This is a genomic window from Arthrobacter sp. TJ-266, from assembly GCF_058269115.1.
On the sequence record NZ_JBZCNC010000002.1, the window covers coordinates 798,893 to 815,126 of the forward strand.

Below are 16,234 nucleotides of genomic sequence, written 5' to 3' on the forward strand. Positions count from 1 at the left end.
GTTCAGGACTCTATCCCGGCCGCTGAAAGCCCAGAGAATCCGTGCCTTGTCAACGCGGTGCGCAACTCCTCGCGGTCGTCCAGGGCGAGGTTCACGCCCTTCACCTCCTGCCAGACCTCGTGTCCGCGGCCTGCGATCACGATGGTGTCGGACGGGTGCGCGAGGGCTACGGCGTGGTCGATCGCCGCCGCACGCGGGTGGACCTCGATGACCTGGCACCGGAGGTGTTCGTCGCGGACCGCTGCATCCGCCCCCGCGCGGACCGCGGCGCGGATCACGGCGTCGTCCTCGTCGTGCGGGTCGTCATCGGTGACGATCAGGATGTCGGACAGCCGGGCGCCCACGGCACCCATGACGGGCCGCTTGGACGCATCACGCTGCCCTGTTGCGCCGAAGACGGCGATGACCCGACCGTCGGGGCGCCGGACGGAGGAGAGCGTGCGCTCGAGGGCGTCGGGGTTGTGCGCGAAGTCGACGATCGCGGCGGGTGCCTCACCGATCAGCTGCATGCGCCCCGGGACCTCGGTGGTGAACGGGTCGTGCTCGTCCAGCGCGCTCTGCAACCGGTCGACCGTCACGCCGGAGGTGAGGACCATCACGGCGGCGAGGGCCGCATTGGAGATGTTGAACGAACCCGGCAGCCCGGTACGTACCCGCAACCGCTCCCCCGTGCGCGCGATGAGGGTGAAGGAGTGCCCCAGGCCGCTCGGTTCGACGTCGGTCACCTGCCATGCGGGCGCGCTGTCCCCCTCCGCGGCGGATCCCGGTTCGCTCCGGACGGTGACGACCGGTACGCCCGCCTCGGCCGCGAGCCGGCGGCCCCACGGGTCGTCGACGAGCACGACGGCGGAGCGGCATCGCTCGGGCGTGAAGAGCGACGCCTTGACCGCGAAGTACTCCTCCATGGAACCGTGCAGGTCGAGGTGGTCCTGCGTCAGGTTCGTGAACCCGGCGACGTCGAACCGGACGCCGTCCACGCGGCCGAACTCGAGAGCATGGGAGGAGACCTCCATCGCGGCCGCGCCCAGTTCCCGCTCACCCATGAGCGCGAGCAGCGAGTGCACCTGAGGCGATTCCGGGGTGGTGAGAAGGCTGGGAATGGCTTCCTCCCCCGCGCGGATCTCGATCGTCCCGATGAGACCCGTCGAGGAACCGAGGGCCTCGAGCAGTGCCGTCAGGAAGTAGGTCGTGGTGGTCTTCCCGTTCGTGCCCGTGACTCCGAAGAGGGTGGGCGCCGCTCCGGAGGCGCTCCCGAAGATCTCCCGCGCGAGCGGCCCGAGCACACGGCGCGGATCGGGGACCACGACGACGGGGACGCCCGGGCCGACGGATGCGTGAGCCTCCAGAAGCAGCGCACCGTCGGCGTCCGTCAGCACCGCGACCGCGCCGGCGTCGACCGCCTGTGCCGCGAAGTCCGCACCGTGGCGGGTCGCCCCGGGCAGTGCCGCGTAGACGTCGCCGGGTAGCACCGCTCGGGAGTCGAGCGTGATGCCGGTGACCGTCGGGAGCACCTGTCCGCCGGGGGCGTCGAGGTCGTCGCGAGGACCGCGCTGAGCGCCGAGATCTGCAACGACGCGGGCGAGAGCAGAGGAGAGGTCGGCCGCATGCGGCACACGGGGTCGCATCAGGGAAGCTGTGCTGCCCCGACCGGTGGTGGATGTCACGGTGTTACGGCCTCCGGGTCAGAATTCGACCGGGTAGATGTCCGGCTTCGTCGTCGAGGCCGGGACGTTGTTCGAGTTGAGGACCTGCTTCATGACCTTCTGGAACGACTCGCCGGGGATGAGGTAGTACAGGTCGCCCTGCGGCCGCTGGAGCGTGATGACGACGACGTACTCGGGGTCCTCGATGGGCGCGATCCCGGCGTAGGAGAGAGTGTAGCCGTCGTACCCGCCCGAGGCGCTCGGCGCTTCGGCGGTACCCGTCTTGGACCCCACCCGGTACTGCTCGAGCTCCCCGGACTTCCCCGAACCCTCCTCGGTCACGGTCTCGAGCATCTTCCGCATCTCTGCGGCGGTGCCTTCGGAGACGACCCTCGTACCCTCGGCCTGCGGTACCACGTGCTCGGTCCCGTCGGGGTCGATGTAGGCGTCGATGAGGCGCGGTTGCAGCCTCACGCCGTCGTTCGCGATGGTCTGGTACACCATCGCGGTGTGCATCGCCGTCTGGGAGAGACCCTGACCGAACAGCACCGTGTACTGCTGGCGGTCGTCCCACTCGTCGGGTGCGGGAAGCAGCCCCTGGTTCTCCTCGTTGAGGCCCGTACCGAGAGGCTCACCGATGCCGAACTTCTTGAGCCAGTCGTAGCGCTCCTGCTTCGAGAGCTGCTCGCCGATCTGCACCGTCCCCGTGTTCATCGACTTCGCGAGGACGCCCGCGGCCGTGCGCTTCTCGGTCCCGTGCTCGGATGCGTCCTTGAAGGTCTGGTTGCCCACGGTGTAACGGTTCTCGAGCGTGAACTGCGAGGTGGGCTCGATGACCCCTTGCTCCAGCGCGCCTGCGAGCGTGATCACCTTCGTCGTCGAGCCCGGCTCGAACGCCGCGCTCACGGAGTTCGGTCGACGCTGCTCGGCGGGGGTGGCCGTCGGATCGTTGGGGTCCGGCGTGGTCGACTCCGCCATCGCGCGGATTGCGCCGGTCTTGGCCTCGACCACCACGATGTTGCCCCACTCCGCGTTGTAGTCCTTGACCTGGGAGGCGATGGTCTGTTGGGCGAACCACTGGAGGTCCTGATCGATGGTGAGGCGCACGTCCTGGCCGTCGGCGGCCGGGATGTCCTCGTTCGTCGCGTACGGGATGCGGATGCCGTCACCGCCGATCTCGAAGGTCCTCTTGCCGGCGGTCCCCACGAGGGCGTCGTTCAGGGAGTACTCGAGACCCTCCTGGGGATCACCGTTGTCCGAGACGAAGCCGATCACCGAACCGGCTACCGGCCCTGCGGGATACGTCCTGACGCTGGTCTGGTCGGCGTAGACACCCGGGAAGCCGACGGCCATGACCCGGTTCTTCACCTCCGGTGTCACCGACCTCGCGACGTAGTTGAACGTCGCATCGCCCATGATGGCCGACTCGAGGGTCGCCGCGTCGATCCCGAGGATCGCCGAGAGCTCCGCGAAGCCCTGCTCGATCGTGACGCCCCGCTCCCGCCGCACGCCTGTTTCCTCGTTCTCGTCGTCGACCGTGCGGTCGAACTCGGTCACTGCGCTCAGCTCCTGGTCCACCACGATGTCGAAGCGCTCCACACTGCGGGCGAAGTACTTGCCGTTGGCGTCGAGGATCGAACCCCTCACGGGCTGCACGTTCGTGATGGTGAGTCGCTTCGACAGGCCCGTCTGGGCCATGCCGTCGAGGTCCAGCGCCTGCAGCTGGAAGAGCCGGACGCCGAGGACGAGCAGCAGGACGAGCACGAAGGCGAGGCCCACGCGAAGTCGTACCGACCCCAGAGTCAGGCGGAGACTGTCGGCGCTTCCGGCGCGGGCAGGGGTCACAGGTCATCCTTGTCGTTCAGGTCGTTCAGGTGGGTGGATCAGGTACTGCGACGATGCGGTGGGTGGAACCGCCCTCGATCGACCGCCGCTCTACTGACCGCCGGTCGAGGACTGCACGGGGCCCGGAATGGTACCCGCGGCGGAGCTCTCGGGGAGGTCCTGGGTCACCGGCTCGGCCGCATCCTGCGTCGCATCGTCCGTGGTGGCGGCGTCTGCGGAGGATTCCGAGGACGACGCGTCGGTGGCCTGCACGTCCTCCGCGGTATCGGTCGGCGCGGTATCGGTCGGCGCGGCGGGCGCGGCGACGGGAGCGGCCTGATCGGTCACGAGGTTGGGAGCAGCGATGAGAACCTCCGGCTTCGGGCCCTTCGTGGCGGGCTCGGGATCGCCCGTCACTGATCCCGAATCTAGCTCAACGGTCCCGAACGTCGGGGAGGACACCATGTCGAGTTTCGTGGCGGCCGCCGCGAGGTTCTGCGGCGCTTCCTTGCCTTCGATCTCGAGCACCAACGCCTCGTTCTCCTGGCTCAGCGCCACCTGCTGGTTGCGCAGCTGCACGAGGTCGTACTGCGTGCTGGAGACCGAGATGTTGAGCATGAGGACGGCCGCGAGCGCTCCGGCGAGGACGAGCAGGCTGAACACGGCGAACGGTACGCGGCGACGCGCGGGCCTGGCCGGGACGACCGACAGCGGCGTGCGCGTCCTCGGCGACGACGGGTGGCCCGGAGCGAGCCGGCCGGTCGGCCGTCCGGGCGCGGAGGTGAGGGCGCGGGTCCCGCGGGGTGCAACGGTCAGTGCCTGGCTCATCTGGTGGTCCTGTCGACGGGTCGTGCGGTGATTCGTTCAACTGCTCGCAACCGAGCAGACGCAGCGCGGGGGTTCTCTTCGATCTCGGCGGCGGTGGGGGTCTCCGTGCCGCGGGTGAGCGACCGCAGGTAGGCCTTGTGCTGTTCGAGCTCGACGGGGAAACCCACCGGAGCAGCCGAGGTGGTGCCCGCGGCGAAGGCACTCTTGACGATGCGGTCCTCGAGCGAGTGGTAGGACATGGCGACGACGCGCCCTCCCACCCCGATCGCGTCGAGCGCGGCGGGGATGGCACGCTCGAGCACGCTGAGTTCCTCGTTGACCTCGATGCGTAGGGCCTGGAAGGTCCGCTTGGCGGGATGCCCCCCGGTGCGTGCGGCCGAGGCCGGGACCACGCCGCGGATGACGTCGACCAGCTGGGACGTGGTGTGGAAGGGTGCCGTTGCACGCGCACTGACGATCGCCGAGGCGATCCGACCGGCGAACTTCTCCTCACCCCACGATCGGATGATGCGCAGCAGATCGGCCTCCGTGTAGGAGTTCACGACGTCGGCGGCCGTCGCGCCGGTGGTGGTGTCCATCCTCATGTCCAGCGGGGCGTCGAAGGAGTACGCGAAGCCCCGCTCGCGCTCGTCCAGCTGGAGGGAGGAGACACCGAGATCGAAGAGGATGCCGTCGGCCACGTCCACCCCAAGATCCGCCAACACCTCCGGGAGCTCGTCGTACACGGCGTGGACCAGATCGGTGCGGTCCGCGAAGCGGGCGAGCCGCTCACCGGCGAGGTCGAGGGCTTCGGTGTCGCGGTCGACGCCGACGAGATGGACGTCGGGGAAGAGTTCCAGCATCGCTTCCGAGTGCCCACCCATGCCGAGCGTCGCGTCGACGACGACGGGCCGGCGTCCAGAGCCCTGCGCAGCGGAGACGGCCGGGGCGAGGAGGGAGATGCAGCGGTCACGGAGGACGGGAATGTGACGCTCCCCCGTCGGCCGGTCACCCCGCATGCGTCTTCTCCATCCTGCAGTTGTGGTTCGTCAATCCGTCATACGCCATCGTGCATCGATCTCGGCGTTTTCACGGTGAGGCTCTCCCCCTTGGATCAGATCCCCATCCGGCCGGAGGGATTCCGCCTGGCCCCGGGGAAGTGGAGCCAGGTGGTGATCCTCGTCCGGCGGCTGGAGATCTCATCCAAGGGATGTGGCCTTCGCGTTCCGAGTACTGCTGGTCCTGCTGTGTGCTGCTCGTTCTTGTCGTTCTGTGGTCCTGCGTCATGCTGTTCGTCGATCAGATGAAGCCGGGGAACCCGTCCTCATCCGTTTCGGAGAACGCCGTCTCCTTCTCCGCGAGGTAGGACTCCCAGGCGTCCATCGCCCAGATCTCCGCTCGGCTGCCCGCACCGATCACCGCCAGTTCGCGGTCGAGGCCGGCGTAGGTCCTCAGGGCCGGAGGGATGGTGATCCGGCCCTGCTTGTCGGGAACCTCGTCGGACGCTCCCGAGAGGAACACGCGGTTGTAATCCCTCGCCTGACGCGACGAGATGGGCGCCGCGCGCATCTGCTCGTGGACCCGCTCGAATTCCGATGTGCTGAAGACGTAGATACAGCGTTCCTGACCCCTTGTGAGGACCAGTCCTTCGCTCAGTTCGTCGCGGAACTTCGCGGGAAGGATGAGCCTGCCTTTGTCATCGAGTCGGGGGGTGTGCGTTCCGAGGAACATCCCTGACCGCCTGTCCGATTCCATCAAGCCCAGCGAATGTGCTGCCCTGCTCTTATATTCCCCACTTTACTCCACAACTCTCCACCGTCAACGTTGCAGCGCCCGGGACGCGCGAATAAATCCCTCATCGACTGGCCGCGCGCGCACCCGAGGGCGCGTCATGACGGGCGTGTACGTGGAAGTGGAGCGGAGTGGAGGGACCCCGCACCTTGACGAGGCGAAGAGGGGCTGCGAGGTGCGGAGCGGTCGATGCGTCGCGGCGGCCGGGAGAGGTCGTAGCCCTGGTGGACGGGATGCGCCGAGGCCTTAACGCAGAAGAACCCGCCGTGGCGGGTTCTTCTGGTGGAGAGTGAGTGTCATGACCGGCGGGGCCGTGCGGCAGAGTTCGCGCTCGTCGGGCCCGTTCGGTCGGGACTCAGGTCACGGCTGGTCGCGCTTGCGTTCGTCCCACTTGTCCTCGAGGCTCGACATGAAGCCGCTCTTCCCGCCGGTGGGCGCCTTGGCGGGCTTGCCGACCGGCTGATCGACCTCGACCTGCTTGGACTTCGTCGTGGCGAAGTAGACTCCTCCGCCCATGATGAGGAAGCCGAGGACCCCGATCAGGATGGCCTGCCAGACGATGCCGGCGAGGAGGACGAAGATCCCGGCGATCGTGATGAGCGCTCCGATGACGAGCCGCCGCGTCGACATCGACTTCCGGGAGTCGGACGCCATGGAGTGCGCGAACTTGGGATCGTCGGCGTGCAACTGCTGTTCCAGCTGATCAAGCAGCCTCTGCTCGTGTTCCGAGAGTGCCATGACCGCCTCCTTGATATGGGTGCCGACGTTCCTTCAATCCTCCAACGCCCCGAATGCCCTCCGGGTTCCCGACATCGCGGTCATTGGACCGGGTCTGAGGAACGGGGTGGATACGTTGGGCCGCAGGTGGATTACCTGATTCCAGACTAGTTTGCTACGCGGTGGGTGCAAAGTCACAATGCGGGGGTTGATGCGCCCGCCGGGCCGGTGATAGACCGCTGCGACCGTTGTGGACGAACGCTGCGGGCCGGTCCTCTCCCGGGGCCGCGGCCGCGCTCCACGAGGGCCGTCCGAGGAACCTCGTGGAGCGCCCGCCGGTGCTCCAGCGAGCTCTTCCACGGAGTCGTTCCGGTCATCGGCGCCGCTCCCCCGACGCCGGTGGCCTCCGCTCCCGTGACTCCGGCTGCGTGCGCTCCTCCGGACCGGGAACCCGAGGCCCTGCGGTCGTCGTCGCCCCCTCCGTTCCGCGTTCCCCCGTCGGCATCCGCCCACGGGTCGGGAGGAGCCCTGCAGGTCTGACGCCGGCGTCGCCGAACTTGCGGTTGACGTCGTCGAGCGCGCGCTCGGCGACACGCCAGTTGTCGTCGCGGCGATCGATCGTCAGCTGCGTCGACCCGTCTCCCCCGACCTCCAGGGATTCGGCGCGCAGACCGATCAACCGGACGGCCATGGGCCGTTCACCCAGGACGGACAGAAGGCCGATCGCCGCCTGGTACAGCGCGTGCGCGCTGTCGACGGGCTCGTCGAGCTTCCTCGACCGGGTGAGTGTGGAGAAGTCCGCGTAGCGGACCTTGAGCGCCACTCCGCCGGCCCGGTATCCCGAGGCGCGCAGCCGGGCTCCCGTGCGGTGGGCCAGCCTGAGCAACTCACGCCGGAGGACGTCGGAGTCGGAGATGTCGTGCGAGAACGTCTCCTCGGCCCCGATGCTCTTCTCCGGGCGGGCGACGACCACCCGCCGGGGGTCCCGCCCCCAGGCCAGGTGGTGGACGTGCTCGCCGGACGCGCCGAGGAGGCGCCGAAGGGTCGACACAGGGGTATGGGCGACGTCCTCGACCGTGTTGATCCCGATGCGCGCGAGAACCTCCTGGGTCTTCGCCCCGACCCCCCAGAGCGCGGAGACCGGGAGGGTGTGCAGGAACGCGACGGTCTGATCACCCGGAATGAGGAGCAGTCCGTCGGGCTTGGCGCGGGTCGAGGCGATCTTCGCCACGAATTTGGTGCTCGCGGCCCCCACACTCGCCGTGATGCCGAGACTCGAACTGATCTCCCGGCGGATCTGCTCGCCGATGGCACGCGGGGCGCCGAGGCGGCGCATGGAGCCAGCGACATCGAGGAACGCCTCGTCGACGCTGAGCGGCTCCACCTCGGGGGTGATCGAGCGGAAGATCCGCATGATGTCCTTCGACACCTCGGAGTACCGGCGTTGGTGCGGCGGCAGGATGACGGCGTCGGGGCACCGTCGCCGGGCGATCGACATCGGCATGGCCGAACGCACTCCGTAGCGCCGGGCCTCGTAGGAGGCGGAGAGGACCACAGATCGGCCGGACGGCGAACCGACCACCACGGGCTTGCCTCTCAGGTGCGGATGATCGAGCAGTTCCACGGACACGAAGAACGCATCCATGTCGACGTGGAGGATATGGCATTCGGCGTGGTCCGCCGCGTTCGCCTCCTGAAGTCCAGCCACACCAGAAGCGTACGCATCGGCACCGACAGTCGGGACGCGCTGCCGGGCGGGCGGAGCACCTCGGCCCGCGCGAGGCAGGCGCCGTCGCGCGGGCCGATAGAGTGGGGACTCCACGACCAGACGAGCCGCCCGGGAGATCCATGCTGTCCGCACCCGCCGCCCCTGAACAGGGTGGCGACTCCGACACCATCGACACCATCGCGTCGGAGCAGGAACGCTTCCGCCTCCGCCTCACCGGGACGATCGAGGATTTCCTCGCGGAACAGCGCTCGGTCCTCTCCGATATCTCGGACGAGTCCCTCCCGCTCATCTCGAGCATCGCGACCCTCACCGGCGGGGGCAAGAGGATGCGGGCCCTCCTGTGTTACTGGGGATGGCGGGCGGCCGGGGGGTCTCCCGCGGCCGCGGCACCCGTGATCGCCGGCACCGCTCTCGAGTTCTTCCAGGCCGCCGCGCTCATCCACGACGACATCATCGATCGCTCCGACACCCGGCGCGGCCGGCCGAGCGTGCACCGCCAGTTCAGCGCGCGGCACCGCTCCGGTGGGTGGCACCTCGACGCCGAGCGTTTCGGCGTGTCCGCAGCGATCCTGGCGGGCGACCTGTGCCTTGCGTTCAGTGAGGAGCTGTTCACCACGGCGTGCTCGGACGCCGGCGAGAACGCGCGCGTCATCTTCAACCGCATGCGGACGGAAGTCATGGCGGGGCAGTACCTGGATCTCCTCGAGGAGGCCGTGGGGCCGGACCAGACGCCGGCGGAGGCGGAGAGGCGGGCCCTCAACATCCTCCGGTTCAAGTCCGCGAAGTACTCGATGGAACGCCCCCTGATGATCGGCGGCGCCCTCGCCGGGGCCGACCCGACGCTCCTTGCGGCCTACTCCGCCTTCGCGCTCCCGCTCGGGGAGGCCTTCCAGTTGCGGGACGACGTGCTGGGCGTCTTCGGGGACCCCGAGGTGACGGGCAAGCCGGCCGGCGATGACCTCCGGGAGGGCAAGCGCACCTTCCTCATCGCCCGCGCTCTCGGAGCCGCTGACGAGTCCGCCCGCCGCACCATCAACACGATGCTTGGTGACACCGAGCTCGACGACGACGCCGTGGCGGAACTCCGCAGCATGATCCAGGACACCGGCGCGCTCGCCGAGACCGAACGCCTGATCCTGGACAGGTCGACCGAGGCTTTCCGTGCTCTCGACGAGCTGGCGATCAGCGCGCTCCCCCGGCAAGCACTGGGCCTCCTGGCGGAGGCTGCTGTCACGCGTTCCGCCTGACAGCACAAACGTCGCGGCGCCGTCGGCGTCCTACCAGGCGGCTGCCTGGGCGCGACGTCGGATCTCGGTCTTCCGTCCCTCGCGCAGGGCGTCCACGGGTCGGCCCGGGAGGGACTCGTCCTCGGTGTAGAGCCAGCGGATGATGTCCTCGTCGCCGAAGCCGGAATCCGCGAGCACCACCACCGTGCCCTTCAGGCTGTCGAGCACCGCACCGTCCACGAGGAAGTCGGCGGGAACGCTCCTGATCTTCCGCTCGCCCACGCGGACGCTGACGAGGGCGCGCTCACTGATGAGGGAATGCACGCGCGTGATGGGGAGACCCAGGGTCTGGGCCACATCGGGGAGATTGAGCCAGGCAGGGACGAGTTCTTCGAGTTCGGTCACGGATCAAGGGTGCCACGCCCCAGGAACCAACTCCACCTAGGACGGCACGCGGACGGCGCACCGGCTGTCCTCGCCATCTTCGCCGTCGTCACCGCGTGGTGGGGTGTCGGACGGGCGCGGGCACCGGCTGAATGCCGAAGGACGACGGCGCTTCCGCCTGGAGCTCCTGGCCTCGACCCGGCCCCCTATGCCCGCACTCGGGAATCTCCGGGACGACACGCTGGCGCGCAGGTTGCGACACGCCGATCTTGAGCATCTCCTGTATTTACAGCCTCTTGTGTTAGTGATCGCATCGTGTAAGTTCACAGGAGTCACACAAGTAACACCAACATCACGTGACACATCATCTCAGCACGTACCCGCGTCCGGTCTCACCATCGGAAGGCTCGGGTCCGTGCGTCCGCGCGGACTCAGGCCGCCAACAGACGAGGAACGAAACATGACTGCCCAGCGATCAGACGCACCGCTGAACGGCTCCCGCAGGAGATCCGGGACCGACGGCTCGCGACGCCTGAACGTCGCCGTGACCACGGCCGCCCTTCCGGCGGTGATCCTGTCCTCCGTCGCTCTGGCGAACCCCGCCGCGGCGGCCCCCGCGTCGCAGTCCGTGTCCGCGGCCCGGCAGGTCGGCGGCGCGACGGTCGGGACGGCCTTGCTCGCTCCCGCGCGTGCCACCGTCCCCGCGGCCCTCGTGGCCGGACTGGTCCCCGTGCAGCGCGTCGCCGTGCCCGCCAAAGCCGTGCCCGCCAAAGCCGTGCCCGCCGAGTACACGGTCAAGCCCGGGGACACGATCACCGCCATCGCGCAGCGCCACGGCCTCACCACCAACGCCGTCCTGACGCTGAACCGCATGGATGCACGAACCGTCATCTACCCGGGCCAGAAGGTCAGGCTGACAGAGGGTGCCGCACCCGCGGAGAAGCCTGCAGCGGCACCGGGTCCGGCTGCAGCACCTCCGGCGTCGGGCAGCACCTACGTGGTGAAGCCCGGCGACACCCTCGGGGCGATCGCCGCCCGCGCCGGTGTGAGCCTGCAGAGCCTGCTGACCGGCAACAACCTCTCGATGACCTCGATCATTTACCCCGGCCAGAAGCTCACCGTCGGTGGCACCGCACCCGCACCGGCCCCGACCCCCGGTAAGCCTGCTCCCGCTCCTGCTCCCGCTCCCGCTCCCTCGGGTACGTACACCGTGAAGCCGGGCGACACCCTCGGCGCGATCGCATCGCGCAGCGGCGTGAGCCTGCAGAGCCTGCTGTCGGCCAACACCCTGTCGATGACCTCGATCATCTACCCCGGACAGACCCTCAAACTCGCGGGGTCCGTGACCACCCAGGGCACGCCTCCGGAGGCGCTCCCGCCTGCACAGGCACCGGCACCTGCACCGGCTGCCGGCTCCTACACGGTCAAGCCGGGCGACACCCTCGGCGCGATAGCCGCCCGCAACAAGGTCGGCCTCCCCGACCTGCTGGCCGCGAACAAGATGTCCATGACGACGGTCATCTTCCCCGGACAGAAGCTCACCCTCCCCGGTGGGAACCAGGGTGGCAGCACGCCGACCGCGCCTGCACCGGCGCCGGGGAACCTCGTGCCGTCGAATTTCCTCGGCTACACCTACCCGGACAAGGTCGTCGCGGACGCCAACGCGAACAAGGCCCTCCTCAACTCCCTGCCGGCGCCGTCGCAGGCCGAGATGAAGCAGATCGTCGCGGACACGGCGCGCTCGATGGGCGTCGATCCCAGCCTCGCGCTCGCCTTCGCGTACCAGGAGTCCGGCTTCAACCAGCGCGCCGTCTCCCCCGCGAACGCCATCGGCACCATGCAGGTGATCCCGTCCTCGGGGCAGTGGGCCGGCGATCTCGTGGGCCGCAAGCTGAACCTGCTGGACCCCTACGACAACGCCACCGCCGGCGTCGCCATCATCCGCTCGCTCGTCCGCACCAGCCCGTCACTCGACATCGCGATCGCCTCCTACTACCAGGGCGCGTACTCGGTCCAGTCGCGGGGCATGTTCGAGGACACCAAGCAGTACGTCGCGGCCATCAAGGCGCACCAGGGGAACTTCCGCTAGGAGGGGTGCGGACCGGCGTCGATCAGCTCGACGCCGGTTAGGAAGGGGGCAGGACGCGTGGTGGTCCTGCCCCCTCCTCATGCCGCCGTCTACTATCGGAAGGTGCACCAGCAACGCAGGGACCCCCTCGAGGGAGTGGTCGTGGACGGCCGGTATACCGTCCACTCGCGGCTGGCGCGTGGCGGGATGTCGACGGTCTACCTCGCCACGGATCGCAGGCTCGACCGCCGCGTCGCCCTCAAGGTCCTCTACCCGCACCTCGCCGAGGAACCCGGTTTCGTGGACCGCTTCGAGCAGGAGGCGAAATCCGCTGCGCGGCTCTCGCACCCCAACGTGGTCGGTGTGCTCGACCAGGGCGTGGACGACGTCGACGGGCAGACAGTCGCCTACCTCGTCATGGAGTTCGTGCAGGGCAGGACCCTCCGGGACGTCCTGCGCGACCAGGGTCGGCTCACACCACGGGACGCCCTGCGATACCTCGACGACGTCGTGAAGGGTCTCGCCGCAGCGCACGAGGCCGGGCTCATCCACCGCGACGTCAAACCGGAGAACGTCCTGCTGTCCGCGACCGGGCAGGTCAAGATCGCCGACTTCGGCCTCGCGCGCGCGGTCTCCGCGGCCACGGGCACCGCGACCCTCGTCGGTACCGTCGCCTACCTCTCCCCCGAGCTCGTGCTGGGTCAGCCCGCCGAGGCGCAGAGCGACATCTACTCGACCGGCATCATGCTCTACGAGCTCCTGACCGGGCGTCAGCCGTTCACGGGCGACATGCCCGTGCAGGTGGCCCTGCAGCACGCACAGTCCGAGGTACCCGCGCCGTCGGTGCTCCTGCCGGGCCTCGCCACGGACCTCGACGAACTCGTGCTCTGGTGCACCGCACGGGATCCCGAGGACCGCCCCGTCGACGGGACGGCACTACTCGGCGAACTGCAGCACATCCGGGATACGCTCCCCGACGCCGACCTCGACTACACAGCCGCGGACGCGCGCTACGAGGTGACCGGCCAGGACCAGTTGACCGCCGCCGTCGTGCCGCCCCTTCCCCTCGGTGGGCCGATTGCCGGCGCGCCCGCCGGCGCACCGACCGAGGCGCTGCGAGGGCTCGACCGACGAGCGGACGACGGTCGAGCGCGCACCGGGAGCTCACGCCTCCCGTCCGACGGCGCGGACGGCGTCGGCCTGGGCACGGGTGACACCTGGTCGCGCACCGGTGCGTCAGCGCCCGTTCGGCCGCGGTCAGCGGATGCGACGGAGATCCTCGGTCGCTCGGGACGATTGGGAGGCGGCGACCGCGGTGGTCGGTCCGACCAGTACGACCAGGACGATCACACGGGCGTCGTCGACCGTGATCAGTCCGCTACCCGCGTCCTCGGGACGATGCCGGTGACTCCGCCGTCGTCAGCCGTGAACGGGACCGTTCGACTGGGTACGACGTCCCCGACCGCCGATCAGGGCGCGCCGCGCCGGTCGGTCGATACAGACGGCATGCGGGAGCGATCAGCCGCACCCGGGGCGCCCTGGGGATCCACCGGGCCCGCGCTCCCGAGCACTGACCGGCACGGCGAGCGGACGGACGACCGAAAGGACCGACGGGATACTCCCGCGCCCCGCCCCCTCAGCCGACGCCAGCAGGCGAAGCAGGCCCAACGGCCGCAGAAGTCGCTCCAGGGGCGCGGCACCCGACGCCTCGTCCGCGTGGTAGTGGTCCTCCTCGTGGTGCTGGCAGGTCTCGTCGCCGGGCTGGGGTGGCTGTTCGGTGCAGGGCCGGCCGGAGTGGTCGCCCTGCCCGACGTCGCCAACGCCTCCCTGGCGGACGCGCGAGCAGCGCTCGACGGAGAGGGGTTGGCCTCCCTCTCCACCCAGGAGGTGTTCCACGACGACGTCGTCGCCGGACTCGTGATCGGCACCGATCCCGCCGCCTTCTCGGATGTCCGGCGGTACGAGCGCGTCCAGCTCATCGTCTCCAAGGGTCCCGAACTGTTCGGGGTGCCCGACCTCGTCGGGATGACGCAGGTGGGCGCCGCCTCGGAGCTCGGCGCCGCGGGACTCGCCGTCGGCGATCTCGCCGAGGAGTTCAGTGCGACCGTGCCCCCGGGAGAGGTGCTGCGCCAGTCCGCCCCTCCGGGCACGGAGCTCCGGAGGGACTCCCCCGTGGATCTCGCGGTGTCACGCGGACCGGCACCCGTCGCCGTGCCCGATGTCACCGGTCGGCCCGAGGCCGAGGCGGTCGCCGCGCTCGAGACCGCCGGGCTCGACGCCGTGGTGGGCGACGCACCGCAGTTCAGCAGGTCCGTCCCGGAAGGTGCGGTGGTCGCGCAGACCCCGGTGGGTGTCGACGTCGCCCGCGGGACCCCCGTGACCCTCACGCTCTCGCTGGGCCCCCGGCTCGTGGAGGTCCCGAACGTGTTCTCGCTGTCCGAGGAGCGGGCGGTGAGCACCCTGGAGGACGCGGGTTTCGTCGTGGAGATCGACTACACCTTCGGCGGGTCGGTGCTCGGGCTGGTCGCCGGCCAGAGCAGGACCGGCGACCAGCCCGAGGGAACCACCGTCCGGATCACCGTCACCTGACCGCTATCCGGGGACGGATCCACTGCACGCGGATCCGAGCCTCACCCCTTGGAGAGGGCGCCGGCCACCAGGAAGGCCATCTCGAGCGACTGCATGTGATTCAGGCGCGGGTCGCAGACGGACTCGTACCGGTCCACGAAGGCCTCCTGGTCGATCGGGTCCGCCCCACCGAGGCACTCGGCGACGTCATCGCCCGTCATCTCGACGTGGAGGCCGCCCGGGAACGTCCCGAGGGAGTCGTGTACCTCGAAGAAGCCGCGGACCTCGTCGATGACGTCGTCGAAGTTCCTGGTCTTGTACCCGTTCGGGCTCGTCACGGTGTTGCCGTGCATCGGATCCGTGACCCAGAGGACCTGCGCGCCGGAGGCGGTGACGCGTTCCACCAGCGTGGGCAGACGCTCACGGATGTTCTGTGCGCCCATGCGCGTGATGAAGGTCAGGCGGCCCGGCTCGCGCTCCGGATCGAGCTTGTCGATGAGAGCGAGCGCGTCGTCACCCGACGTCGTCGGGCCGAGCTTCACGCCGATGGGGTTCCGCACGCGGGAGAGGAAGTCGACGTGCGCTCCGTCGATGTCGCGGGTGCGCTCGCCGATCCACAGGAAGTGCGCGGAGGTGTCGTACGGCAGGGACGTACGCGAGTCGATCCGGGTGAGGGCGCGCTCGTAGTCGAGGAGCAGAGCCTCGTGGCTGGCGAAGAACTCGACACGCTTCAGCGCCTCGAAGTCCGTTCCGCAGGCGTCCATGAAGCGAACCGCGCGGTCGATCTCCCTGGCCAGGGACTCGTAGCGGGAGTGCGCGGGGTTCGCCATGAAACCCTTGTTCCAGTGGTGCACCAACCGGAGATCGGCGAAGCCCCCCTGCGTGAACGCACGGATCAGATTGAGGGTCGATGCGGACGTGTGGTAAGCCTTCACCATCCGGGACGCATCGTGTCCACGACTCCCGGGCGTGAAGTCGTACCCGTTGACCATGTCACCGCGGTACGCGGGAAGCGTCACGCCGTCGCGTGTCTCGTCGTTCGAGGACCTCGGCTTCGCGAACTGCCCGGCCATACGCCCCATCTTGATGACGGGGAGCGATGCGCCGTAGGTCAGGACGACGGCCATCTGCAGGATGGTCCGTACGCGAGCGCTGATCTTGTCCGCGGTGGCGCCGTCGAACGTCTCGGCGCAGTCGCCGCCCTGGAGGAGGAAGGCCTTGCCCTGCGCCGCGGCCGCGAGGCGCTCGCGCAGGACGTCGACCTCGCCGGCGAAGACGAGCGGGGGCAGTGTGGAGAGTTCCTTGACGGAGGCCGCATACACGCTCGGGTCCTGCCACGAGGGCTGCTGCACCGCGGCCATGGAACGCCAGGCATCGAGGCCGTCGGTCACGGAAGCGGTGGGTGCAGCGGTGCGCGGGAGGGCGGGAGCGAGGGAATCAGTCACAGCCAGATTCTACGGGGCCGCGGCCCGCTCCC

12 protein-coding genes are annotated in these 16,234 nt (G+C 69.3%); 3 read left to right on the top strand and 9 right to left on the bottom strand.

Annotation, left to right across the window (positions count from 1 at the left end):
- Positions 1 to 2 precede the first annotated feature (2 nt).
- The 7 genes from AC4D12_RS08410 to dinB form a co-directional block, all read right to left on the bottom strand.
- A complete protein-coding gene (locus AC4D12_RS08410) occupies positions 3 to 1,625 on the bottom strand; it encodes a UDP-N-acetylmuramoyl-L-alanyl-D-glutamate--2,6-diaminopimelate ligase (RefSeq protein ID WP_490949522.1) in 1,623 nt (540 codons plus the stop codon).
- Positions 1,626 to 1,682: 57 nt separating this feature from the next.
- Complete coding sequence (locus AC4D12_RS08415; protein WP_490949437.1) at positions 1,683 to 3,488, bottom strand: peptidoglycan D,D-transpeptidase FtsI family protein; 1,806 nt, start codon at positions 3,486 to 3,488, stop codon at positions 1,683 to 1,685.
- A gap of 90 nt (positions 3,489 to 3,578) precedes the next feature.
- Complete coding sequence (gene ftsL / locus AC4D12_RS08420) at positions 3,579 to 4,295, bottom strand: cell division protein FtsL (RefSeq protein WP_490949438.1); 717 nt, start codon at positions 4,293 to 4,295, stop codon at positions 3,579 to 3,581.
- Positions 4,292 to 5,293 carry a 16S rRNA (cytosine(1402)-N(4))-methyltransferase RsmH gene (gene rsmH / locus AC4D12_RS08425; protein WP_490949439.1) on the bottom strand — a complete coding sequence of 334 codons (1,002 nt, stop codon included), beginning with the start codon at positions 5,291 to 5,293 and terminating at the stop codon, positions 4,292 to 4,294. Before rsmH ends, ftsL begins: the two co-directional genes overlap by 4 nt.
- A gap of 280 nt (positions 5,294 to 5,573) precedes the next feature.
- Entirely contained in the window at positions 5,574 to 6,005 is a 432-nt protein-coding gene (gene mraZ / locus AC4D12_RS08430; RefSeq protein ID WP_490949440.1) for a division/cell wall cluster transcriptional repressor MraZ, read from the bottom strand.
- A 420-nt stretch (positions 6,006 to 6,425) separates the two neighbouring features.
- Positions 6,426 to 6,803 carry an SCO2097 family morphological protein gene (locus AC4D12_RS08435; RefSeq protein WP_490949441.1) on the bottom strand — a complete coding sequence of 126 codons (378 nt, stop codon included), beginning with the start codon at positions 6,801 to 6,803 and terminating at the stop codon, positions 6,426 to 6,428.
- 352 nt (positions 6,804 to 7,155) lie between these two features.
- A complete protein-coding gene (gene dinB, locus AC4D12_RS08440; RefSeq protein WP_490949523.1) occupies positions 7,156 to 8,427 on the bottom strand; it encodes a DNA polymerase IV in 1,272 nt (423 codons plus the stop codon).
- Positions 8,428 to 8,630: 203 nt separating this feature from the next.
- Between dinB and AC4D12_RS08445 the strand changes: the two genes are divergently transcribed.
- Complete coding sequence (locus AC4D12_RS08445) at positions 8,631 to 9,758, top strand: polyprenyl synthetase family protein (protein ID WP_490949442.1); 1,128 nt, start codon at positions 8,631 to 8,633, stop codon at positions 9,756 to 9,758.
- A gap of 30 nt (positions 9,759 to 9,788) precedes the next feature.
- On the opposite strand, the gene AC4D12_RS08450 is transcribed toward AC4D12_RS08445, so the two are convergent.
- Positions 9,789 to 10,142: an Rv2175c family DNA-binding protein gene (locus AC4D12_RS08450; RefSeq protein ID WP_490949443.1), complete on the bottom strand. Its 354-nt coding sequence runs from the start codon at positions 10,140 to 10,142 to the stop codon at positions 9,789 to 9,791.
- A 439-nt stretch (positions 10,143 to 10,581) separates the two neighbouring features.
- Here AC4D12_RS08450 and AC4D12_RS08455 point away from each other — a divergent pair, with 439 nt between their 5' ends.
- Together AC4D12_RS08455 and AC4D12_RS08460 are read left to right on the top strand one after the other, a co-directional pair.
- Positions 10,582 to 12,210, top strand: coding sequence for a LysM peptidoglycan-binding domain-containing protein (locus AC4D12_RS08455; protein WP_490949444.1), 1,629 nt, complete (start codon positions 10,582 to 10,584; stop codon positions 12,208 to 12,210).
- Between the two features lie 102 nt (positions 12,211 to 12,312).
- Complete coding sequence (locus AC4D12_RS08460) at positions 12,313 to 14,778, top strand: Stk1 family PASTA domain-containing Ser/Thr kinase (RefSeq protein ID WP_490949445.1); 2,466 nt, start codon at positions 12,313 to 12,315, stop codon at positions 14,776 to 14,778.
- Positions 14,779 to 14,819: 41 nt separating this feature from the next.
- Here AC4D12_RS08460 and AC4D12_RS08465 read toward each other — a convergent pair whose 3' ends face one another.
- Positions 14,820 to 16,202, bottom strand: a complete 1,383-nt coding sequence (locus AC4D12_RS08465; RefSeq protein ID WP_490949446.1) for a class II 3-deoxy-7-phosphoheptulonate synthase — start codon at positions 16,200 to 16,202, stop codon at positions 14,820 to 14,822.
- Positions 16,203 to 16,234: the final 32 nt, after the last annotated feature.